Annotated in this window: 20 protein-coding genes; 9 read left to right on the forward strand and 11 right to left on the reverse strand. The window is 70.5% G+C overall.

Annotated elements, in window-relative coordinates; genetic code table 11:
- Nucleotides 1-17: 17 nt before the first annotated feature.
- The 5 genes from AB0J88_RS11980 to AB0J88_RS12000 all read right to left on the reverse strand — a co-directional run bounded on the left by AB0J88_RS11980 (nucleotide 18) and on the right by AB0J88_RS12000 (nucleotide 5774).
- Nucleotides 18-1028 (reverse strand): dipeptide ABC transporter ATP-binding protein, encoded by a 1011-nt coding sequence (locus AB0J88_RS11980; protein ID WP_364345747.1) that lies wholly within the window; start codon nucleotides 1026-1028, stop codon nucleotides 18-20.
- Nucleotides 1012-2166: an ABC transporter ATP-binding protein gene (locus AB0J88_RS11985; RefSeq protein ID WP_364345746.1), complete on the reverse strand. Its 1155-nt coding sequence runs from the start codon at nucleotides 2164-2166 to the stop codon at nucleotides 1012-1014. The genes AB0J88_RS11980 and AB0J88_RS11985 overlap by 17 nt, the downstream gene beginning before the upstream one ends.
- Complete coding sequence (locus AB0J88_RS11990) at nucleotides 2166-3107, reverse strand: ABC transporter permease (RefSeq protein WP_364345745.1); 942 nt, start codon at nucleotides 3105-3107, stop codon at nucleotides 2166-2168. The genes AB0J88_RS11985 and AB0J88_RS11990 overlap by 1 nt, the downstream gene beginning before the upstream one ends.
- Nucleotides 3100-4026 carry an ABC transporter permease gene (locus tag AB0J88_RS11995; protein ID WP_364345744.1) on the reverse strand — a complete coding sequence of 309 codons (927 nt, stop codon included), beginning with the start codon at nucleotides 4024-4026 and terminating at the stop codon, nucleotides 3100-3102. Before AB0J88_RS11995 ends, AB0J88_RS11990 begins: the two co-directional genes overlap by 8 nt.
- Nucleotides 4027-4136: 110 nt before the next feature.
- The gene (locus AB0J88_RS12000) at nucleotides 4137-5774 is read right to left on the reverse strand and encodes an ABC transporter substrate-binding protein (RefSeq protein ID WP_364345743.1); all 1638 of its coding nucleotides are present in this window, start codon (nucleotides 5772-5774) and stop codon (nucleotides 4137-4139) included.
- Between the two features lie 507 nt (nucleotides 5775-6281).
- Here AB0J88_RS12000 and AB0J88_RS12005 point away from each other — a divergent pair.
- Complete coding sequence (locus tag AB0J88_RS12005; protein WP_364345742.1) at nucleotides 6282-7445, forward strand: peptidoglycan DD-metalloendopeptidase family protein; 1164 nt, start codon at nucleotides 6282-6284, stop codon at nucleotides 7443-7445.
- A gap of 69 nt (nucleotides 7446-7514) precedes the next feature.
- Nucleotides 7515-8465: a malate dehydrogenase gene (gene mdh / locus AB0J88_RS12010; protein ID WP_364345741.1), complete on the forward strand. Its 951-nt coding sequence runs from the start codon at nucleotides 7515-7517 to the stop codon at nucleotides 8463-8465.
- Here mdh and AB0J88_RS12015 read toward each other — a convergent pair.
- The gene (locus AB0J88_RS12015; RefSeq protein WP_364345740.1) at nucleotides 8462-9256 is read right to left on the reverse strand and encodes an MBL fold metallo-hydrolase; all 795 of its coding nucleotides are present in this window, start codon (nucleotides 9254-9256) and stop codon (nucleotides 8462-8464) included. The genes mdh and AB0J88_RS12015 overlap by 4 nt on opposite strands.
- A gap of 97 nt (nucleotides 9257-9353) precedes the next feature.
- Here AB0J88_RS12015 and AB0J88_RS12020 point away from each other — a divergent pair, with 97 nt between their 5' ends.
- Genes AB0J88_RS12020 through AB0J88_RS12035 form a run of 4 tightly spaced genes read left to right on the forward strand, consistent with a single transcriptional unit; the run spans nucleotide 9354 to nucleotide 12653 of the window.
- Entirely contained in the window at nucleotides 9354-10568 is a 1215-nt protein-coding gene (locus AB0J88_RS12020) for an NADP-dependent isocitrate dehydrogenase (protein WP_364345738.1), read from the forward strand.
- A gap of 59 nt (nucleotides 10569-10627) precedes the next feature.
- Nucleotides 10628-11413, forward strand: coding sequence for a methyltransferase domain-containing protein (locus AB0J88_RS12025; RefSeq protein WP_364345736.1), 786 nt, complete (start codon nucleotides 10628-10630; stop codon nucleotides 11411-11413).
- Nucleotides 11410-12015: a pentapeptide repeat-containing protein gene (locus AB0J88_RS12030; RefSeq protein WP_364345734.1), complete on the forward strand. Its 606-nt coding sequence runs from the start codon at nucleotides 11410-11412 to the stop codon at nucleotides 12013-12015. Before AB0J88_RS12025 ends, AB0J88_RS12030 begins: the two co-directional genes overlap by 4 nt.
- Entirely contained in the window at nucleotides 12015-12653 is a 639-nt protein-coding gene (locus AB0J88_RS12035) for a formylglycine-generating enzyme family protein (protein ID WP_364346127.1), read from the forward strand. The genes AB0J88_RS12030 and AB0J88_RS12035 overlap by 1 nt, the downstream gene beginning before the upstream one ends.
- Nucleotides 12654-12680: 27 nt before the next feature.
- Here AB0J88_RS12035 and AB0J88_RS12040 read toward each other — a convergent pair whose 3' ends face one another.
- Nucleotides 12681-13226, reverse strand: coding sequence for an HD domain-containing protein (locus AB0J88_RS12040; protein WP_364345732.1), 546 nt, complete (start codon nucleotides 13224-13226; stop codon nucleotides 12681-12683).
- A 68-nt stretch (nucleotides 13227-13294) separates the two neighbouring features.
- Here AB0J88_RS12040 and AB0J88_RS12045 point away from each other — a divergent pair, with 68 nt between their 5' ends.
- Nucleotides 13295-13720, forward strand: a complete 426-nt coding sequence (locus AB0J88_RS12045; protein ID WP_364345730.1) for a hypothetical protein — start codon at nucleotides 13295-13297, stop codon at nucleotides 13718-13720.
- 8 nt (nucleotides 13721-13728) lie between these two features.
- Here AB0J88_RS12045 and purH read toward each other — a convergent pair whose 3' ends face one another.
- Together purH and purN are read right to left on the reverse strand one after the other, a co-directional pair.
- Entirely contained in the window at nucleotides 13729-15285 is a 1557-nt protein-coding gene (purH, locus tag AB0J88_RS12050; RefSeq protein WP_364345728.1) for a bifunctional phosphoribosylaminoimidazolecarboxamide formyltransferase/IMP cyclohydrolase, read from the reverse strand.
- On the reverse strand, nucleotides 15282-15893 hold the full coding sequence (gene purN, locus AB0J88_RS12055) for a phosphoribosylglycinamide formyltransferase (RefSeq protein WP_364345726.1): 612 nt from the start codon (nucleotides 15891-15893) through the stop codon (nucleotides 15282-15284). Before purN ends, purH begins: the two co-directional genes overlap by 4 nt.
- A 106-nt stretch (nucleotides 15894-15999) precedes the next feature.
- Between purN and AB0J88_RS12060 the strand changes: the two genes are divergently transcribed.
- Nucleotides 16000-16308, forward strand: coding sequence for a hypothetical protein (locus tag AB0J88_RS12060; protein WP_364345724.1), 309 nt, complete (start codon nucleotides 16000-16002; stop codon nucleotides 16306-16308).
- A 31-nt stretch (nucleotides 16309-16339) separates the two neighbouring features.
- Here the strand turns inward: AB0J88_RS12060 and AB0J88_RS12065 are convergent, their stop codons facing one another.
- The gene (locus AB0J88_RS12065; protein ID WP_364345722.1) at nucleotides 16340-17806 is read right to left on the reverse strand and encodes a DUF6350 family protein; all 1467 of its coding nucleotides are present in this window, start codon (nucleotides 17804-17806) and stop codon (nucleotides 16340-16342) included.
- A 647-nt stretch (nucleotides 17807-18453) separates the two neighbouring features.
- Between AB0J88_RS12065 and AB0J88_RS12070 the strand changes: the two genes are divergently transcribed.
- On the forward strand, nucleotides 18454-18702 hold the full coding sequence (locus AB0J88_RS12070) for a hypothetical protein (RefSeq protein WP_089245068.1): 249 nt from the start codon (nucleotides 18454-18456) through the stop codon (nucleotides 18700-18702).
- A gap of 51 nt (nucleotides 18703-18753) precedes the next feature.
- Here the strand turns inward: AB0J88_RS12070 and sucD are convergent, their stop codons facing one another.
- Nucleotides 18754-19641: a succinate--CoA ligase subunit alpha gene (sucD, locus tag AB0J88_RS12075; protein ID WP_364345720.1), complete on the reverse strand. Its 888-nt coding sequence runs from the start codon at nucleotides 19639-19641 to the stop codon at nucleotides 18754-18756.

The following is a 19641-nucleotide window of genomic DNA, read 5'->3' on the forward strand; positions in this document are numbered from 1 at the left end:
AGTGACACCCGGCGGGCTCAGGCGATGACCTGGTGCAGCTCCGCGTAGTGGCAGGCGGAGGGGTGCGGGTCGACGGCCCGCTGCGACAGCGGTGGCTCCTCGCTCGCGCAGCGGGGCTGCGCCTTCCAGCAACGCGTCCGGAAGCGGCAGCCGCTGGGCGGGTCCGCCGGCGACGGCACGTCACCGCTCAGGCGGATGATCTGGCGACGCGCGCGGGCCGTCGGGTCCGGCACCGGAACCGCCGACAGCAGAGCCTGCGTGTACGGGTGCGTCGGGCGCAGGTAGACCTGGTCGGCGGTGCCGGTCTCGACGATCCGGCCGAGGTACATCACGGCGATCCGGTCGCTGATGTGCCGAACCACCGACAGGTCGTGCGCGATGAAGATGTACGCCAGCCCGAGCTCGTCCTGCAGCCGTTCCAGCAGGTTGACCACCTGCGCCTGCACCGAGACGTCCAAGGCCGACACCGGCTCGTCGCAGATGATCACCTCGGGCCGCAGGGCGAGCGCGCGGGCGATGCCGATGCGCTGGCGCTGGCCGCCCGAGAACTGGTGCGGGTAGCGGTTCGCGTGCTCCGGCGACAGGCCGACCTGATCCAGGAGCTCGCGTACCGCCTGGTCGCGGTTGCCCTTCGGGGCCGCCTCCGGGTGGATGTCGAACGGCTCGCCGACGATGTCCGCGACGGTCATGCGCGGGTTCAGCGACGTGTACGGGTCCTGCATGACCATCTGCATCGACCGGCGCAGCCGGCGCAGGTCGCCGGCGCGCATCCGGAAGAGGTCGTGGCCCTTGAGGTAGGCCCGGCCGGCCGTCGGCGACTCGAGCCGCATCAGCAGCTTGGCCAGCGTCGACTTGCCGCAGCCGGACTCGCCGACCAGCCCGAGCGTCTCGCCGGGACGCAGCTCGAAGCTGACCCCGTCGACCGCCTTGACCGCGCCGACCTTTTTCGGCAACAGCACGCCGCGGCTGATCGGGTAGTGCTTGACGGCGTTCTCGACCCGCAGGATCGGCTCACGCAAGACGGGCATCGAGCGCCTCCGGCGGGAAGTGGCAGGCGCTGGCCCGGTCGAGCCGGCCGATCCGCGTCAGCACCGGCGAGGTCATCCGGCACATCTGCTGCGCCCACGGGCACCGAGGGTGGAAGGCACAACCCTCGGGGATGGCCGTCGGGTTCGGCGGGGTGCCGCTGATCGAGTGCAGACCATGGCCACGGTGGTCCAGGCGAGGGACCGAGGCGAGCAGGCCACGGGTGTACGGGTGCGCGGGCGACGCGTACAGCGTGTGCACGTCGGCCTGCTCGACGACCCGGCCGGCGTACATCACGGTGATCCGGTCCGCGACGTCGGCGACCACGCCGAGGTCGTGCGTGATGAGGATGAGCGCCATCTCGAGCTCGGCCCGCAGCGTCGCCAGCAGGTCCATGATCTGGGCCTGCACCGTCACGTCCAGGGCGGTGGTCGGCTCGTCGGCGATCAGCACCTTCGGCCGCATGGCCAGCGCCATCGCGATCATGACGCGTTGCCGCATGCCGCCCGAGAACTCGTGCGGGTAGTCGTCGACGCGCTCGGCCGCGGCCGGGATCTGCACCATGTCCATGAGCTCGATCGCGCGGCGCCGCGCGTCGGCCTTGCCGATCCCCCGCCGGGACCGGAGCGCCTCGGTGATCTGCCACCCGACCGGGAACACCGGGTTGAGGGCGGACAGCGCGTCCTGGAAGACCATGGCGATCTCCTGGCCACGCACCTGCCGGCGGCGGTCGGGAGACACCGTCAGCAGGTCCTCGCCGCCGAACACCACCTGGCCGCCGCGTACCACCGCCGGTGGGGTGTCCAGGATGCCCATCACGGCCTGCGCCGTGACCGACTTGCCGGAGCCGGACTCGCCGAGGATGGCCAGCGTCTCGCCGGGGTCGACGTGGAACGACACGCCGTTGACCACGCGCGCGACGCCGTCCCGGGTGTCGAACTCGACCCGCAGATCGCGCACGTCGAGCAGGTGCTCACCGGAGCGCGGCTGGTTGACCCGCGCCCGGCTCGGCGGCGTCGACCAGGCCGCGGTCGGCGTGTCCCAACCGCCCCGGTTCGGGTCGTCCCAACCGGCGACGACCGGCGCGGACTGTCCCTGTTGGGTCGGCCATTGCTGCTGGTACGGATTCGAGTGGGTCATCAGCGCAGCTTCGGGTCGAAGGCGTCCCGGATGGCGTCGCCGAGCATGATGAACGCGAGCACCGTCAGGGTGAGGAATACCGAGGGCGCGACCAGCGGCACCGCCGCTTCCCGCACGTGCTTGCCGGCGGTGGCGATGTCGATGCCCCAGGAGATCGCCGGTGGTCGCAGGCCGATGTTGAGGAACGACAGGGTCGCCTCGGTAGCGATGAACGTGCCGAGCGCGATGGTCAGCACCACGATGAACGGCGCGAGTGCGTTCGGCAGGATGTGACGCCACATGATCCGCAGAGGGCCGGCCCCGAGCATCCGGGCCGCGGCGACGTAGTCCTGACTTCGGGCGGCGATCACCGACGAGCGCATGACCCGGGCCGCGGTGGTCCAACCGAGGATGCCGAGCACGATGACCACGGTCGCGATGCCGGAGCCCTGGCGGTCCGCGGAGAGCCGCTTGCTCAGCACGATGGCCGCCAGCAGCAGCGGGATGCCGAGCACGACGTCGACCACCCGGGACAGGATCGCGTCGAGCCAGCCGCCGAAGTAGCCGGCCAGCATGCCGAAGACCAGGCCGATGACCCCGGTCATGAGTACGGCGAACACGCCCACCAGCACGGAGGCGCGGGCGCCGTGCACGGTGCGGGAGAAGACGTCGCAGCCCTGGAAGTCGTAGCCGAAGATCGCACCGCCGGACGGCCCGGCGAACTGGCGGCGGGTGTTGCAGGCGGTCGGGTCGGCCGAGCTGAACCGTCCCGGCGCGACGGCCATCAGCACGATCAGCACCACCAGGGCCGACGCGACCCAGAAGATCCAGTTGCGGCGCAGGTCGTACCAGGCGTCGGCGGTGAGGCTGCGGGTCTTCGCGGTCGCCGCGGGGCCGGCGGGCGGGTCGGCCGAGGGGCGGACACCGAGCTCGGTGGTCGCCGCCATCTCCAGGTCACTCATACCGGATCCTCGGGTCGAGTACGGCGTAGAGCAGGTCGACGAGCAGGTTCGTGACCAGGAAGACGACGACCAGCACGCTGACGAAGCCGACCACCAGCGGGCCGTCCTCGGTCTGGATGCCCAGGAGCAGCTTGGAGCCGACGCCCGGAATGTTGAACACGCCCTCGGTGATGATCGCGCCGGCCATCAGGGTGCCGAGGTCGACACCGATCAGGGTGATCACCGGGATCAACGAGTTGCGCAGCACGTGCACGGCGACCACCCGGCGGGCGGAGAGCCCCTTCGCGCGGGCGGTGCGCACGTAGTCGGCACGGACGTTCTCTGCGACTGACGCGCGCGTCAGCCGCAGCATGGTCGCGGTCGAGGCCGCGCCGAGCACGAGCGCCGGCAGGATGAGCCCGTAAAGGCTGGGTCTGGCGCCGGCCGTGGTGGGGAACCAGCCGAGCTTGACGCCGAAGACGAGCTGGGCGATCGGGGCAAGCACGATGATCGGCAGCCCGACCACGACCAGGGTCAGCGCGAGCGTGGTGTTGTCGAAGACGCTGCCCCGACGCAAGCCGGCGACCAGGCCGGCGGCGATGCCGAACAGCGTGGCGAAGAACAGCGCGAGCAGCGCGAGTTTGATCGTGTTGGGCCAGGCATCGGACATCACGTCGCCGATCGGCCGGCCGGTGAGCGTCTTGCCGAAGTCGCCGGTCAGCAGGCCGCGCATGTAATAGCCGTACTGCACCAGGAACGGGTCGTTCAGGTGGTACTGCTCGGTCAGCACCTGCCGGACGTTGTCACTGACCGGTCGGTCACCCGCGAGCGCCTGGATGGGGTCGTTCTGGTTCGCGAACATCAGCGCGTACACCACGAAGGTCGTCCCGATGAAGGTGACGACCATCTGGAGCAGACGCCTGATGATGTAGCGAGCCATGCGTGCCAGTCTCTGTGCGCCGGGTGCGGGGTGATGAACTTACCTCGCGTCTCCTGACGGCCGACGACCGCCGGTCCCCGAAAGAACCGGCGGTCGCGCGGTGCGTCAGGTCAGCCCAGCACCTCGATCTGGTTGAGGTCGATCCGGCTGAACAGGTCGACGACCACGTTCTGCACGCGGGTCGAGAACCCGTAGTTGTTCTGCGTGAAGCGCAGCGGAATGACCGGAAGCTGCTGGGCCAGGATGTTCTCGGCCTCCTGGTACTTCTTGATCGACTCTTCCGGCGTGTTGGCCGCGGCGCCCTCTCCGACCAGCCGGTCGAAGTCGGCGTTGCTGAAGCCGTAGTAGTTCGACGAGCCCTTGGTCGTGTAGAGCGGACCCAGGTAGCTCTCCATGGACGGGTAGTCCATGGTCCAGCCGAGCCGGAAGATGCCGACCGGCTTCTTCTCCTCGACCTTGGTCAGCAGGTCCGCGATCTTCGCTTCCGGCGCGGTCACGCACTCGACGCCGAGGTTGGCGTTGAGCTGGTTGCACGTCGCGTCGATCCAGTCCTTGTGCGGACCGTCGGAGTTGTAGGCGAGCGTGAGCTTCTTGGGACCGTCGTTCTGCTCGTAGAGCGTCTTGGCCTTGCCCGGGTCGAACTCGCAGGCCTCACCGCAGGTGTTCTCGCGGTAGCCGGCGACGACCGGGGAGACGAACGAGCGGGCGGACTGCTGCGAGCCCTTGAACACCGACCGGACGATCTCGTCGCGGTCGATCGCCATCGAGATCGCCTTGCGCACCTCGGGCTTCGAGAACTCCGGCTCGAACGTCGGGAACGCCAGGAACTGGAACTGCGACGCCGAGCTGCGCTGGAAGCGGTCGCCGAGGTCGTCGGGCGCGGTCACGATGCTCTCGGTCGGGATCTGCGGGATCACGTCGAGGTTGTCGGAGAGCACGTCCGCGTACGCGGCGCTGGGCTGCAGGTAGATGCGGAACTCGACGCCGCCGACCTTGGGCTTCGCGCCCGGGTAACCGTCGTACTTCGCGACCTCGACCTTGGCGTCGTGCTCCCACTTGCCGTTCATCTGGAACGGGCCGTTGCCGATCGGGGCGGCCTCGAAGTCTTCGTTGATCACGCCGGGAGCGGAGAAGGCGGCCTCCGGCAGCGGGTAGAACGCGCTGTAGCCGAGCACCGTCTCGAACTCCGTGAACGGCTCGGACAACGTGACCTGGAACGTCAGGTCGTCGATCTTCTTCAGGCCGCTCATCGTCTTGGCCTTCGGCGGCGCGGGCTTCTCCGGGCCGTCGGCGCCGTCCGGGTCCTCGCCGAGCTGGGTGGCCCCGAAGCCCTGGATCCGGCTGAAGAAGTAGCCGTTGTTCTGCGCGTTCTCGCCGTACGCCGCGTAGTTCCAGGCGTTGATGTAGTTGTCGGCCTTGACCTTCTCGCCGTTGTGGAAGGTGTAGCCGTCCTTGAGCTTGATGGTCCAGACCCGGTGGTCGTCGGAGGCCTCGACCGACTGGGCGGCGTCCGGCACCGGCTTGAAGTTCTGGTCGTAGTTGACCAGGCCGGCGTAGAGCGCGGACAGCACCTGGATGCCGCTCGCGTCGTTGGTGTTGGACGGCAGGAGGTGCTGCGGTTCGGAGATCTGGATGCTGACCACACCCGTCGGATCGACCTTCGCCGAGTCGCCGCTGTTGCATCCGACCAGACCGGCGGTGACGGCCAGGGGAACGACGGTCCGGGCGATCAGCCTGCGAACCTGCATGGAGCCTCCTTGGTGGCACTTGCTCGCGCGCGCGGGTCGACGCGCCACCGGTCGGGTGACGCAGTGCAACGTCGGCAAAGGTAAGTCAACGGACTCCCTCAGCCAAACCGGCGGATCACGACGAGGTCACGGCGCCGGCCCGCCGGGTGTTGCGGTCAAGCTCTTCGTCTGTTGTGGAACGGCCACACAGCGCAAGGTCCACGAGTGGGCCGCGCCAAATTATGCCTCAGGTCTCGGGGCAAAACGGCCCGTCCTCAAGACCGACATGTCGGACATGGAGCGTGGATCGCCGCGAGCAAGCAACTACCCGCTGTGAGCGGTGCTCGATCGAGCGGGCCTTACCTGCGGACCGATCGCGCGCCCGTCGGGGCCGGTTGCCACATCCGCCCGCGCCGGGTCGCGTCGCCTCGCCGACCAATGTGGTCGATCGACACCGAAACCCGAGCGCCCGGATCGCCGTCGGCGTGGCGACGTGACCAAAATGCCCCAATTTCCGATCATCGTATTATGCGACTCCGTATCGCAATAGCCGCATCTGCCGTCCTAACCGCACTGATCGGAACCGCCGGGGTCGCCAGCAGCGCGCACGCCGGCCCGAAGGCCGACCTCACCGCCGTGGTGCGGCAACTGCTGATCGCCCGGAGCAAGTCGTCGGCGGTCACCGCGCCCGAGCCACAGGTCAACATCGCCCCGCGCACCACGAACACCTGGGGCTTCGGCACCGCGGTGCTCGTCGCGAAGGAGGCGGCCGGAGCGTACCCGGAGGGGTGGCTCTTCATCGCCCACCGCGACAAGAAGGGCTGGACCGCCGCGCTCGAGGGCGAGCCGGCGTTCGCCACCCTCGCCGGCAAGTCGCCGATCCTGAGCGCCGAGGAGCGCCAGGTGTTCGGAGTCGACCGCCGGGCCGAGAAGTCGCTCGACAAGCGCACCGGCCTGCGGCTGCCGTACGCCAACGGCCAGTCCTGGATCCTGACCGGCGGCCCGCACCGGATGAGCAACACGGTCCGCAGCTCGATCGACCTGTCCGGTGGTGACGGCCGGGTGCTGGCGGCCCGCGCCGGGCTCGCGTACACGATGTGCTCGTCGGGCAAGGGTTGGCTCCGGGTCATCCACGACCGCGGCTGGGCCACGGACTACTACCACCTCTCCGGCAACATCAAGGCGAGCGGCAAGAAGGTCGCGGACGGCGAGTTCCTGGGCAACATCGGCAACGACGTCTCCTGCGGCGGCTCGTCGACGGGGGCGCACGTGCACTTCTCCCTGCGCTACAACAACAAGTACTTCGCGATCGACGGCACCGCGATCGGCAAGTGGGTCATCGAAGAGAAGCCCGCCCTGTACGACGGGTTCGCGCTGCACGGCTCGACGCGGGCCGAGGTCGGCAACGAGCTCTACAACTACGGCCGGCTGGGCTTCCGCCAGGGCATCGTCGACACCAACGGCGGCGGCAGCACCATCCACCGGTCGGGTCCGGGCGTGAGCTATGCCCAGGTCGGTGCGACGGGGGACGGCGAGACCATCGACATCGTGTGCTCCAAGCGGGGCACCATGCACACCGGGCGGAACGGGTTCACCACGAACCTGTGGAGCAAGCTGCGGGACGGCAGCTACATCAGCGACGCGTTCCTCTGGACCGGGCGCAGTGACCCGGTGAACGGCTGGTGCCCCTAGGTCCGGCGGTCCTGACCGGCGCTGATACGGTCGCGGGAAATCTGCCGGTAACAGGGAGTTGAGGCGACCATGGGCAAGAAGGTCACCGTCGTCGGTGCCGGTTTCTACGGCTCGACGACGGCGCAGCGGCTGGCCGAGTACGACGTCTTCGAGACCGTCGTGCTGACCGACATCATCGACGGCAAGCCCGAGGGTCTCGCCCTCGACATGAACCAGTCCCGGCCGATCGAGGGCTTCGAGACCGAGGTCATCGGTGTCACCACGGGCACCGACGGCTCCGGCTACGAGAAGATCGCCGGCTCCGACATCGTCGTGATCACCGCCGGCCTGCCGCGCAAGCCGGGCATGAGCCGGATGGACCTGCTGGAGACCAACGCCAAGATCGTCCGTGGCGTCTCCGAGCAGGTGGCCCGGCACGCGCCGAACGCCGTCGTGATCGTCGTGTCGAACCCGCTCGACGAGATGACCGCGCTGGCCCAGATCGCCACCGGCTTCCCGAAGAACCAGGTGCTCGGCCAGGCGGGCATGCTCGACACCGCCCGGTTCAGCAACTTCGTCGCGGAGACGCTGGCCGTGCCGGTCGGCACCGTGAAGACCCTGACGCTCGGCTCGCACGGCGACACGATGGTCCCGGTGCCCTCGCAGTGCACGGTCAACGGCAAGCCGCTGTCCGAGCTGCTGCCGGCCGAGAAGATCGACGAGCTCGTCGTTCGCACCCGCAACGGTGGCGCCGAGGTGGTCGCGCTGCTCAAGACGGGTTCGGCCTACTACGCCCCGTCGGCCGCCGCGGCCCGCATGGCCCGCGCGGTCGCCGAGGACAGCGGCGCGGTCCTGCCGGTCTGCGCCTGGGTCGACGGTGAGTACGGCATCTCCGGCGTCTACCTCGGCGTCGAGGCCGAAATCGGCGCCGGTGGCGTGAAGCGGGTCGTCGAGACCGACCTCACCGAGTCGGAGAAGGCCGCCCTGGGCGAGGCCGCCGAGGCGGTCCGCGCCAAGCAGGGCGACGTCGCGAACCTCTAGATCCTGATGAAGGGGTCACCCAGGTGGGAAACCGCCAGGGTGGCCCCTTTTTCGCGCGCGTCACGCAACAGCTCCACGCGGGTCGTGCGGGCGAGATCCGGATCCATTTCATGGTTGTACGCCGTCTCCGGCGCGACCACCTGCACCGCGTGCACGAACAGGTCGCCTGTGAAGACCATCGTGTCGCCGCCGTCTTCGAGCAGGACGCACTGATGGCCAGGGGTGTGGCCCGGAGTGTGGATGACCCGCAACCCCGGCGCCAGCCGGTGTTCGCCGTCGACCGCGTCGAGCTGACCGGCGGCCAGCAGCGGGTCCAGCGCATAGGGTCCGGCCGGGGCCGCGTACTCCCGGATGGTCTTGATCTCGGTCTGCTGCATGACGTAGCGCGCGTTCGGGAAGAACGGCTTGCCCGCCTGCGTCGCCCAGCCGATGTGGTCGGTGTGCAGGTGGGTCAGGACGACCGCGTCGACCTCGCCCGGGTCGATGCCGGCCTCCGCGAGCGAGGCGGGCAGCCGGCCGGGCACCGGTGCCCATTCGGCGGCGGGCGAGTCGGCCGGGCCGATGCCCGCGTCGACGACTGCGACGCGGTTGCCGAGGCGGATCGCGAAGCACCGGAAGCGCAGGAGCCAGTCGCCGCCGGCGGTCACCGAGGCCGGGTCGGTCTCGTCGGCTTTGCGCCAATCATCCGCTGACGCGGTGGGAAATGCCTTTGTACGCGGTTCGAAAAAGGGACCTTCACCGTCAGGCAGGACGATGATCGTGGCTTCTCCGACCTGGTGCTGGAGGGGCATCGCCCGATGCTCCCACGGCGAGGGGCGCGAGGAGGGCCCCCAAACGTCTGCAGTACGCTCGTACTGCTAACGAGAAGTCCGAGAGGAGCGCCGGCGAATGGCCAAGATCAAGGTAGCGAATCCGGTCGTCGAGCTCGACGGCGACGAGATGACCCGGATCATCTGGAAGCAGATCCGCGAGCAGCTGGTCCAGCCGTACCTCGATGTCGACCTCGAGTACTACGACCTGTCGATCCAGCACCGCGACGCGACCGACGACCAGGTCACCGTCGACGCGGCCAACGCCATCAAGCGGCACGGCGTCGGCGTCAAGTGCGCGACCATCACCCCCGACGAGGCCCGCGTCGAAGAGTTCGGCCTCAAGAAGATGTGGCGTTCGCCGAACGGCACGATCCGCAACATCCTCGGCGGCGTCGTGTTCCGCGAGCCGATCGTGATGTCCAACGTGCCGCGCCTGGTGCCCGGCTGGACCAAGCCGATCGTGATCGGCCGTCACGCGCACGGCGACCAATACAAGGCGACCGACTTCGTGGTACCCGGCCCGGGTCGCGTCACCATCACCTACACGCCGGCTGATGGTTCTGAGCCCATGGAGTTCGAGATCGCCGACTTCCCCGGCGGCGGCGTCGCGATGGGCATGTACAACTACGACGAGTCGATCCGCGACTTCGCCCGGGCCTCGTTCCGTTACGGCCTGGAGCGGCACTACCCGGTCTACCTGTCGACCAAGAACACGATCCTCAAGGCGTACGACGGTCGCTTCAAGGACCTGTTCCAGGAGGTCTTCGACGCCGAGTTCAAGGAGGCGTTCGCGGAGGCGGGCATCACCTACGAGCACCGGCTGATCGACGACATGGTCGCGGCGGCGCTCAAGTGGGAGGGCGGCTTCGTCTGGGCCGCCAAGAACTACGACGGCGACGTGCAGTCGGACACCGTGGCGCAGGGCTTCGGCTCGCTGGGCCTGATGACCTCGGTGCTGATGACGCCGGACGGCAAGACCGTCGAGGCCGAGGCCGCGCACGGCACGGTCACCCGGCACTACCGCCAGTGGCAGAAGGGCGAGAAGACGTCGACGAACCCGATCGCGTCGATCTTCGCCTGGACCCGCGGCCTGGCCCACCGGGGCAAGGTCGACAACACCCCGGCGGTCACGGACTTCGCCAACAAGCTGGAGCAGGTCTGCATCGAGACCGTCGAGGGCGGCCAGATGACCAAGGACCTGGCCCTGCTCATCTCCCGCGACGCCCCGTGGCTGACCACCGACGAGTTCATGAACGCACTCGACGAGAACCTGGCCCGCAAGATCGGCTAATGGGTTTCCGGAGCCCGTCCACGCTAGCCGTGGGCGGGCTCCTTCTATCTACTGGATGCATGTCCTACGCGATGTCCGCGTCGGCGGCCGAGTACTACGAGTCGACGTTCGTCCCGGCGCTGTTCGGCCCGTGGGCGCGGCGGGCGGTCGCGGCCGCCCCGTTGATGCCCGGAATGGCCGTCCTCGACGTGGCCTGCGGCACCGGCGCGGTCGCGCGGGCAGCGGCCCCGGTGGTCGGCTCGACCGGCACCGTGGTAGGGGTCGATCGGAATCCGGCCATGCTCGCCGTGGCTCGGCGGCTGCGTCCGGAGCTGCGCTGGGTCGAGGGTGACGCGTGCGCCTTGCCGTTCGCCTCTGGCGTCTTCGACGTGGCCATCTCGCAGGCCGGGCTGATGTTCTTCGGCGACCGGGTCTCGGCGCTGCGGGAGCTGGGCCGGGTGGCGCGGCGGGTGGTCGTGCAGGTGCCCGGCCGGCTCTCCGAGAGTGCCGGCTACCGCGCGCTGGCCGAGGTGGTCTCGCGGCACGCCGGCCCGGCGACCGGTGACCTGCTGTCCGTCTACTTCAGCGCCGGGTCGCCGTGGCTGCTGGCGGATCTGATAGCGCGGGCCGGCCTGCTGGTCGACCGCCTGGAGACCTGGACGGGTGCGACCCGGCTGGACTCGCTGGACACCTTCCTCGCCGTGGAGCTCCTGCCGTTCGGTGCGCTCGACCCTGAGGTGCACGACCGGGTCATCGCCGACTGCCGCACCGCCCTGGCCCGTTTCGTCGACGCGGACGGCGCCGTGGCGGCCCCGCTCGAAGTCCAGCTGGTCACGGCGCGGGCGGATGGCATGCTGTCGGGGTGATCGAAGCGGGTGCGACGTACGTTGACGAGCGGTTCGCGGTCGAGGACTGGGCGCTGGACGAGCTCGACCGGGTCACCTTCGAGCGCTGTGCGTTCGACGAGGTCGACCTGACCGAGGCCGTGCTGACCGGTTGCCGGTTCGACGAGTGCGACCTGTCGATGGTGAAGCTCTCCAGCGCGGTGCTGACCCGCTGCGCCCTGTTGCGCTGCACGATCCGCAAGTCCGTGTTCTTCAACGCCCAGCTCGACGACTGCAAGCTGACCGGCACCACGTTCGACGAGTGCGACCTGCGCCCGCTGACCGTGACCGGCGGCGACTGGTCGTTCGTCGTGGCGCGCGGCGCGAAGCTCAGCGGCGTCCGCCTGGCCGGGGTCAAGCTGCGCGACGCCGACCTCAGCGACGCCGACCTGACCCGGTGCGACCTGCGGGGCGCCGACCTGGCCGGCGCCCACCTCCGGCAGGCGGCGCTGAAGGGTGCCGACCTGCGGGACGCGGACCTCGCGAACGTGGCGCTGAACGAGATCGACCTGACCGGCGTACGCCTGGATCTGGCTCAGGCGGCTCTGGTGGCGACCAGCTACGGCGCCATCGTCGAGCCGTGATGGTTCCGGTGCCGGCCGGGGAGGTGACGCTTTCCGACCGGCGCACGCAACGCCGCTGGCCGGTCACGGTGGACGCCTTCCAGCTGGGCGCATTCCCGGTGACGCAGGCCGAATATGCGGCGACGACCGGTGCCCGCCCGAGCACGGCGGCCGGCGAGCGGTTGCCGGTGGAGACGGTCTCGTGGTGGGACGCGGTCCGGTTCTGCAACGCCCTTTCGGCGGCCGAGGGCCTGGCTCCCGCCTACGCTCTTCGCGGCGACGAGGTGGACTGGGATCGGTCGGCCGACGGCTACCGGCTGCCGACGGAGGCCGAATGGGAGCACGCGTGCCGCGCCGGCACGACCGGCCCGCGCTACGGCGAGCTCGACGAGATCGCCTGGTATCGCGCCAACTCCGGCGACCGGATCCACGAGGTCGGCACCCGCGAGCCCAACGCCTGGGGCCTTTCCGACATGCTCGGCAACGTGTGGGACTGGTGCTGGGACGTCTACGACGCGGAGGTCTACGGCACGTACCGGGTCCTCCGCGGCGGCGGCTGGTTCGACGAGCAGTGGAGCTGCCGCGCCTCGGTCCGGCGCCGCAGCCACCCGACCTTCCGCGTCGACGATGTGGGCTTCCGCGTCGCCCGCTCCCGATGAACCGGCCGAGCTGATCCGATCCCACCTCTAGGCGGGATGACGCGCCTGGTAGTCCAGCCGGTCGTCAGCACCGGCCGCGATGACGTCGAGGATGTCGTCGAGCCCGGCGAAGGCCTCCCACCGCTCGATGTCGCAGGCGGCCGCGATGCGCGCCGTGACCAGGTCTTCGAGGTCCGGCACCCGCTTCGCCTTCCAGACCTTGTCGGCCAGGCTGACCAGGTGGTCGTCGACGGTCGTGCCCGGCGCGGTCCAACTGCCGTGCGTACCGGCGAACCGCGCCAGATCTGGTGCCACACCACGCGCGACGAGCAGCGCCTCGCCTGCGGGCTCATGTCTTGATCCGGGACCGGTCAGCTCCTCGCGGTGGACCACCTTGCCGATGTCGTGAGTGGCCGCGCCATAAAGGACGGCGGCCCGATCGAAGGCCAGCGCCGGAAAGCGGGCCGCGAGCGCGTCGGTCAGCTCAACGGCGACATCGTGTACGGCACGCAGGTGCGCGACCAGCCGAGCCGGTGCGTCGAGCGCCACCAACAGTTCCTTGACCACATCCGGCAACGGCCGCAGCGTTCGCATCCGCACCACAGTAGCCAGGATGGAACCTACGACCGTCGCCGTGGCTCTGCCTAGGCATGGTCATGGGGGTGCGACGTCTCGGTGTGGTGCTGGCCGGTTCGGTGCTGGTGCTCGCGGGAGCGTGTTCGGGGGATCGGGAAGTCGCACCACCGGCCGCTTGCTCGTCGCCGGTCAACAACGAGATGCGGGGCACCGGGTCGCTGTGGGCGTTGTTCTTCCCCACCCAGGGGCAGACCGCACCCGTGGTCGCCGGGGCCGAGGTGAAGATCGTGTGGAAGATCGGCGGCGAGGGCGACTTCACCGTCTCCGCGACCGGCCCCGACGGCGCCCAGGCGAAACTGGCCTGGGGGCCGACGGGACACGGCAGCAGCACGTGGGAACGCCCCGGCACCGAGTACGGCACCGGCCTCGTGTTCCCCACACCCGGCTGCTGGACGATCACCGCCGCACGCGCCAACGGCGAACGCGGCGAGCTCCGGCTGACCGTCGCCTAGGGCCGGTCCTAGTGGAAGAAGTGCCGGGCGCCGGTGAAGTACATGGTCACCCCGGCCGCCTCCGCTGCCGCGATCACCTCTTCGTCGCGCATCGAGCCGCCCGGTTGCACGACCGCGCGTACCCCGGCCTCCGCCAGGATCTCGAAGCCGTCCGCGAACGGGAAGAACGCGTCCGACGCGGCGACCGCGCCGGCGGCCCGCTCCGCGCCGGCCCGGGAGACCGCCAGCCGAGCGGAGTCCACGCGGTTGACCTGGCCCATGCCGACGCCGACCGAGGCGCCGTCGCGGGCCAGCAGGATGGCGTTGGACTTGACCGAGCGGACCGCCCGCCACGCGAACGCCAGGTCGGCCAACACGTCGTCCGGAACCGGGGTGCCGACGGCCAGGCGCCACGCGGCCGGGTCGTCGCCCGGCGCGTCGATCGCGTCGCGCATCTGCACCAGGACGCCGCCGGTGATCGGCTTCCACTCGGCTGGCAACGGTGCGAAGGCCGGTGCCTTCAGCAGGCGGATGCTCTTCTTGCGGCTCAGGATGTCCAGCGCGCCGTCGGCGAAGGCCGGCGCCACCAGCACCTCGGTGAAGATCTCCGCGACCTGCTCGGCCATCTCGACGGTGACCTCGCGGTTGACCGCGATCACGCCGCCGTAGGCCGACACCGGGTCACACGCGTTGGCCTTGCGGTGGGCGTCGGCCACGTCGTCACCGACCGCGATGCCGCACGGGTTGGCGTGCTTGATGATCGCGACGGCCGGGGCGTCGAAGTCGTGCGCCGAGCGCCACGCGGCGTCCGCGTCGACGTAGTTGTTGTAGGACATCTCCTTGCCGTGCAGTTGCTCGGCCTGCGCCAGCCCGGGCGGCGACGACGGGTTCGTGTAGAGCGCCGCCTGCTGGTGCGGGTTCTCGCCGTACCGCAGCGGCGTCTCGACGTGGAGCGTGAGCCCGGCGAAGGTCGGCCATTCGGCGGGCGCCACCGTGGTCGCGAAGAAGTCGGCCACCGCGACGTCGTAGTCCGCGATGTCGGCGAACGCCTTCGCCGCCAGGGCGCGACGCTCCGCGAGGGTGAACCCACCACCGGAAACAGCGTTGAGCACCATCGGGTACGCCGCCGGCGAGGTCACCACCGCGACCGAGGCGTGGTTCTTCGCGGCCGCGCGGACCATCGCCGGGCCGCCGATGTCGATCTGCTCGATGGACTCGTCGACCGAGGCGCCGGACGCGACCGTCTCCTGGAACGGGTACAGGTTGGACACCAGTAGCTCGAACGGCGCGATGTCGAGGTCCGTGAGCTGTTCGAGGTGGGCCGGCAGGCGGGTGTCGGCGAGCAGGCCGGCGTGCACCCGCGGGTGCAGCGTCTTGACCCGGCCGTCGAGCACCTCCGGAAAGCCGGTCAGGTCCTCCACCTTGGTGACCGGCACGCCCGCGGCCGCGATCGCGGCGGCTGTCGAACCGGTCGACACGATCTCCACGCCGCCGGCGTGCAGGGCGGTGGCGAGCTCGGTCAGCCCGGTCTTGTCATACACGCTGACCAAGGCTCGTCGCAGCGGCCGCCGCGCGTCGTCGTTCATGGGATGGTGACCTTCCTTCCGGTGATGGTCCAGCCCTCGCGGACCAGGCGGCCGACGTTGTCGACGAGTTGCTTGCGCTCGGCGACCTTGATCCGCTCGGTGAGCGTCTCCTCGGTGTCGTCCGGCAGGACCGGCACGGCGACCTGGGCCACGATCGGTCCTGTGTCGACACCCGCGTCGACGAAGAACAGCGTCGCTCCGGCGAGCTTGACCCCGTAGTCCAACGCGTCGCGCGGCCCGTGGATGCCGGGGAACGCCGGCAGCAGCGCGTTGTGCGTGTTGAGGTAGCGGTCGCCGAAGGCGCTCAGGAAATGGTCGCCGACCAGCTTGAGGAAGCCGGCGGAGACGACGAGGTCGGGCTTGTGCTCGGCGACGCGCTGCGTCAGCGCGACGTCCCAGGCGTCCCGGGTCGGATGGTCTTTCACCCGTTCGACGAAGGTCGGCAGGCCGGCGGCGGTTGCCCGGTCGAGGCCGGCGATGCCGTCGCGGTCGGCGCCGACCGCCACCACCGTCGCGCCGTAGCCGGGATCGGCACAGGCATCGAGAAGGGCGGCCAGGTTGCTGCCGGAGCCGGAGATCAGAACCACGATGCGAGCGGACGCGGGCACGTAGGTAGACGATACCGGCCCACCTGCTCACCCCTTGCGACCGGCCTTGACGCAGTGATGATCTTCCAGGAATATTTCCAGGTCAACGACCCTGGAAGGACACTTCGTGACCAACCCATACCCGCCGCAGGGTTACGGCCCGCCGGCCCAACCGCAGAACAACACGATGGGCCTCGTGGCGCTGATCCTCGGCATCGCCTCGATCCCGCTCGTGTGCTGCGCGCCGCTGGGCCTCGCGGCCGGCATCGCCGCCGCCATCCTCGGCCACCTGGGCAAGCAGAAGGTGGCGCAGGGGCTGGCGAACAACCTCGGCCAGGCCAAGGCCGGCTTCATCTGCGGCATCGTCGGCGCCGCCCTGGCCGTGCTGTCGATCGTGCTCGGCCTGCTCAACGTCTTCAACTCGCCCGGCCTCTGACGGACGGACCGACCCTCGCCGGGCCCCGTTGTCACGGACCGGCGAGGGCTCGGGTCGCCGCGGCGCCGACTGTGGCGCCGATCGTCACCACGACCGCGCCGGCCAGCGCGACCTGCCAGGGCACCGGACCCATCTCGGCCAGCCGGGGGCCGCCGACCGGCCCTCGTGAGACCAACGCGGCCGCGCCGAGCAACAGACCCGCGATCGGCCCGCCCAGCGCGGCGGCGCCGACCAGCGAACCCCACGAGCCCCGCCGGCCGCCCAGGTGTCCGGCGGCCACGTCTCCGGCCCGCAGCCTGAGCACCCGGCGGGCCAGCAGCCAGCCGGCGACCATCCCGGCCAGCACCGGCACCGCCAGCAGCAGCGCACCGAGGCCGCCGACCGGTCCCTTGGGGATGCCCGCGGCGAGCGGCAGCGGCAGCAACGTGCCGACGTCGACCTCGGTGGTCCGCACGACGGTGTCCACCCCGACAGCGAAACCCGGACCCAGCAGGTACGCGGCGGCCCAGATCGCGGCATTCGGCGCGTACGCCAGACAGATCAACGTGATGCCCACCTGCCCGGCGACGCCGGTGCGATAGGCGCCGAGCACGTCGGCGGCGTCACCGCCGCTGAGGGCGACCGAGAGGCCCGCCATCGCGGCGCCGGTGCCGAGCACGAGGATCGTGCCGACCACGCCCGTGCGGATGCCGTCGCGCAGCACCGGGTTCATCCGCACCGCCATGACCCGCAGCGCTCCGGTCACCCGCAGCGCGCCGACCAGCGCGGCCAGGAAGCCGAAGACCAGGAAGTGCAGGAAGGCCTGCGACGCGGAGGTCTCGAGACCGGGGCGGTCGACCAGGAGCGCCGCGGCGGTGCCGACCACGCCGTAGCCGAGACCCACGGTGCCGGCGACCGCGGCGGCCTGCATGGGTGAGCCGCGATGGGCGATGCCGTACGCCCGGCTGGTGTGCACGCCGGCCCGGCTGACCCGCCAGGCGGCGAAGACGGCAACCGCGAGCGGTGGCAGGCCGAGCGGGCCGAGCGAGGTGCCCAGCGGCACGCCGTGCGCGAGCAGCCAGCCGGCCAGCCCGGCCCGGGTGGCCCCGCCGAGCGCGTTGACCCCTTCGCTGAGCTGAGCCAGGGTGAGCACGACGGCCACCGGCAGGAACGAGAACACCGCGGCGAAGAGGGCGGCGACCGGGCCGGCGACCAGCAGCGGTGCGCGGCCGGGTGGCGGTGCCGTGCGCTGGCGGGGCAGCCGGACGGTCGGGCGGTTGCCCACGTCGATCCGCTCCGTCGGGCGGTTGCGGAGCTCGGCCTCGTCGGGCTCGGGGTCTGCGTCCGGCTCGTCGTCCGTCTCGGCGGCGCGCTCGCGGACCAGAGGCGGGTCGTCGTGGCGCGGCAGGTCTAGACCGATCGCCTCCGCGTCCGTGCCCATGCCGGGGATGGGGCCCGTCGCCGGGTCCCGTCGGTCGTCGGCGGCCGGTGACTGGCCGTCGGGCGTCGGACTGCGCATCGCCGCCTACTTTTTCACGCCGGCCCCACTGGTTACGCGCGACACCACGGACCTCGATCATCGCGTCAACCGGCGAAAGCGGACAAGCTTCGTAAAATAGGGGATAACATACGGCGAACCACCTGATTCGGTCCCGAACGACCGGGAGGCGCCGCATGACCGCCGAGTATCCGCCCCGCGGGCAGGAGCCGGACGAGCCGCACCGATCCGCCGGCCCGCCACCGCCCGGCGGTGCCGGCTCCGCGTCGGGCCCTCCCGATCCCGCGTGGGGACCGCCCGGAGCACCGACCGGGCCGTCCTATCCGCCCGGTGGACCGGTGACGCCCGGGGCCGATCCGGACCCGCCGGGTGCGTACCCGCCGCCGTCCGACGCGCCGTCGGGCTATCCCGGCTACCCCGGTCAGGCGTCCTATCCCCCGCCGCCGGGGCAGGAGCCGCCACCGGGCGGCTATCCACCGGGTCAGGAACCGCCGGGCTACGGTCCGCCGGTCGGCTACCCGCCACCCGGGCAGCAGCCCGGCTACCCACCGCCGCCCGGGCAGGAGCCCGGCTACCCGCCGCCTCCCTACGGAGGCGGTGGCGGACCGGGAGGACCGGGCGGGCCGGGCGGGCCGGGCGGCCCCGGTGGTCCCGGTGGGCGCTTCCCGATGGGGCGCGGCTCGGGCTGGGGCGCGCAGGACCACTCCAAGTTCTGGGGCATCCTGGGCATCGTCATCGGCCTGATCTGCTGCGGCGTCCTCGGCATCATCTTCGGCGTCCTCTCGCTGCGCGACGCCCGCCGATTCGGCCAGTCACAGCTGCTCGGCTGGCTGGCGATCGCGCTCAGCGTGATCAACATCGTGGCCAGCCTGGTACTCAACTTCACCCGGCAGTACCCGGGCGTCTACTACCACTAGGAACGCGAACGGGGGACGGCGCGAACGCCGTCCCCCGTACCGTCGCAGGCCCTATCGGCCCTGGATGGTCTCCCGCATCAGGCGCGCGGTCTCGCTCGGCGTCTTGCCGACCTTGACCCCAGCCGCCTCCAGCGCCACCTTCTTGGCGTCGGCCGTGCCGGCCGAACCCGAGATGATCGCGCCCGCGTGGCCCATGGTCTTGCCGGGCGGTGCGGTGAAGCCGGCGATGTACGCCACGACCGGCTTGGTCACGTGCTCCTTGATGAAGGCCGCCGCGCGCTCCTCGGCGTCGCCGCCGATCTCACCGATCATGACGATCGCGTCGGTCTCGGGGTCGTCCTGGAACGCGGCCAGCGCGTCGATGTGGGTCGTCCCGATGACCGGGTCGCCGCCGATGCCCACGCTGGTCGAGAAGCCGATGTCGCGCAGCTCGTACATGAGCTGGTAGGTCAGCGTGCCGCTCTTGCTGACCAGGCCGATCCGGCCGGCGGGGGTGATGTCGGCGGGGATGATGCCCGCGTTGGACGCGCCCGGGGAGGCGATGCCCGGGCAGTTCGGGCCGATGATCCGGGTCCGCTGACCCTTCTCGACGTTGTAGGCCCAGAACGCGGCGGTGTCGTGCACCGGCACGCCCTCGGTGATCACCACGGCCAGCGGGATCTCGGCGTCGATCGCCTCGACCACGGCGGCCTTGGTGAACTGCGGCGGCACGAAGATGACGGAGACGTCAGCCCCGGTCTCCTTCATCGCGTCGGCGACCGACGCGAAGACCGGCAGCGACGTGCCGTCGAAGTCGACGGTGGTGCCCGCCTTGCGGGGGTTCACGCCGCCGACCACGTGGGTGCCAGCCGCCAGCATCCGGCGGGTGTGCTTGGAACCCTCGGAGCCGGTCATCCCCTGGACGATGACCTTCGAGTCCTTGGTCAGCCAGATTGCCAT

This window comes from Asanoa sp. NPDC049475, assembly GCF_040676915.1.
Lineage (GTDB): Bacteria > Actinomycetota > Actinomycetes > Mycobacteriales > Micromonosporaceae > Asanoa.

Coding starts and splice junctions, on each gene's coding strand:
- AB0J88_RS11980 (WP_364345747.1), bottom strand. CDS start 1,028: ATGCCCGTCTTGCGTGAGCCGATCCTGCGGGTCGAGAACGCCGTCAAG.
- AB0J88_RS11985 (WP_364345746.1), bottom strand. CDS start 2,166: ATGACCCACTCGAATCCGTACCAGCAGCAATGGCCGACCCAACAGGGA.
- AB0J88_RS11990 (WP_364345745.1), bottom strand. CDS start 3,107: ATGAGTGACCTGGAGATGGCGGCGACCACCGAGCTCGGTGTCCGCCCC.
- AB0J88_RS11995 (WP_364345744.1), bottom strand. CDS start 4,026: ATGGCTCGCTACATCATCAGGCGTCTGCTCCAGATGGTCGTCACCTTC.
- AB0J88_RS12000 (WP_364345743.1), bottom strand. CDS start 5,774: ATGCAGGTTCGCAGGCTGATCGCCCGGACCGTCGTTCCCCTGGCCGTC.
- AB0J88_RS12005 (WP_364345742.1), top strand. CDS start 6,282: ATGCGACTCCGTATCGCAATAGCCGCATCTGCCGTCCTAACCGCACTG.
- mdh (WP_364345741.1), top strand. CDS start 7,515: ATGGGCAAGAAGGTCACCGTCGTCGGTGCCGGTTTCTACGGCTCGACG.
- AB0J88_RS12015 (WP_364345740.1), bottom strand. CDS start 9,256: ATGCCCCTCCAGCACCAGGTCGGAGAAGCCACGATCATCGTCCTGCCT.
- AB0J88_RS12020 (WP_364345738.1), top strand. CDS start 9,354: ATGGCCAAGATCAAGGTAGCGAATCCGGTCGTCGAGCTCGACGGCGAC.
- AB0J88_RS12025 (WP_364345736.1), top strand. CDS start 10,628: ATGTCCTACGCGATGTCCGCGTCGGCGGCCGAGTACTACGAGTCGACG.
- AB0J88_RS12035 (WP_364346127.1), top strand. CDS start 12,015: ATGGTTCCGGTGCCGGCCGGGGAGGTGACGCTTTCCGACCGGCGCACG.
- AB0J88_RS12040 (WP_364345732.1), bottom strand. CDS start 13,226: ATGCGAACGCTGCGGCCGTTGCCGGATGTGGTCAAGGAACTGTTGGTG.
- purH (WP_364345728.1), bottom strand. CDS start 15,285: ATGAACGACGACGCGCGGCGGCCGCTGCGACGAGCCTTGGTCAGCGTG.
- AB0J88_RS12065 (WP_364345722.1), bottom strand. CDS start 17,806: ATGCGCAGTCCGACGCCCGACGGCCAGTCACCGGCCGCCGACGACCGA.
- AB0J88_RS12070 (WP_089245068.1), top strand. CDS start 18,454: ATGGGGCGCGGCTCGGGCTGGGGCGCGCAGGACCACTCCAAGTTCTGG.
- sucD (WP_364345720.1), bottom strand. CDS start 19,641: ATGGCAATCTGGCTGACCAAGGACTCGAAGGTCATCGTCCAGGGGATG.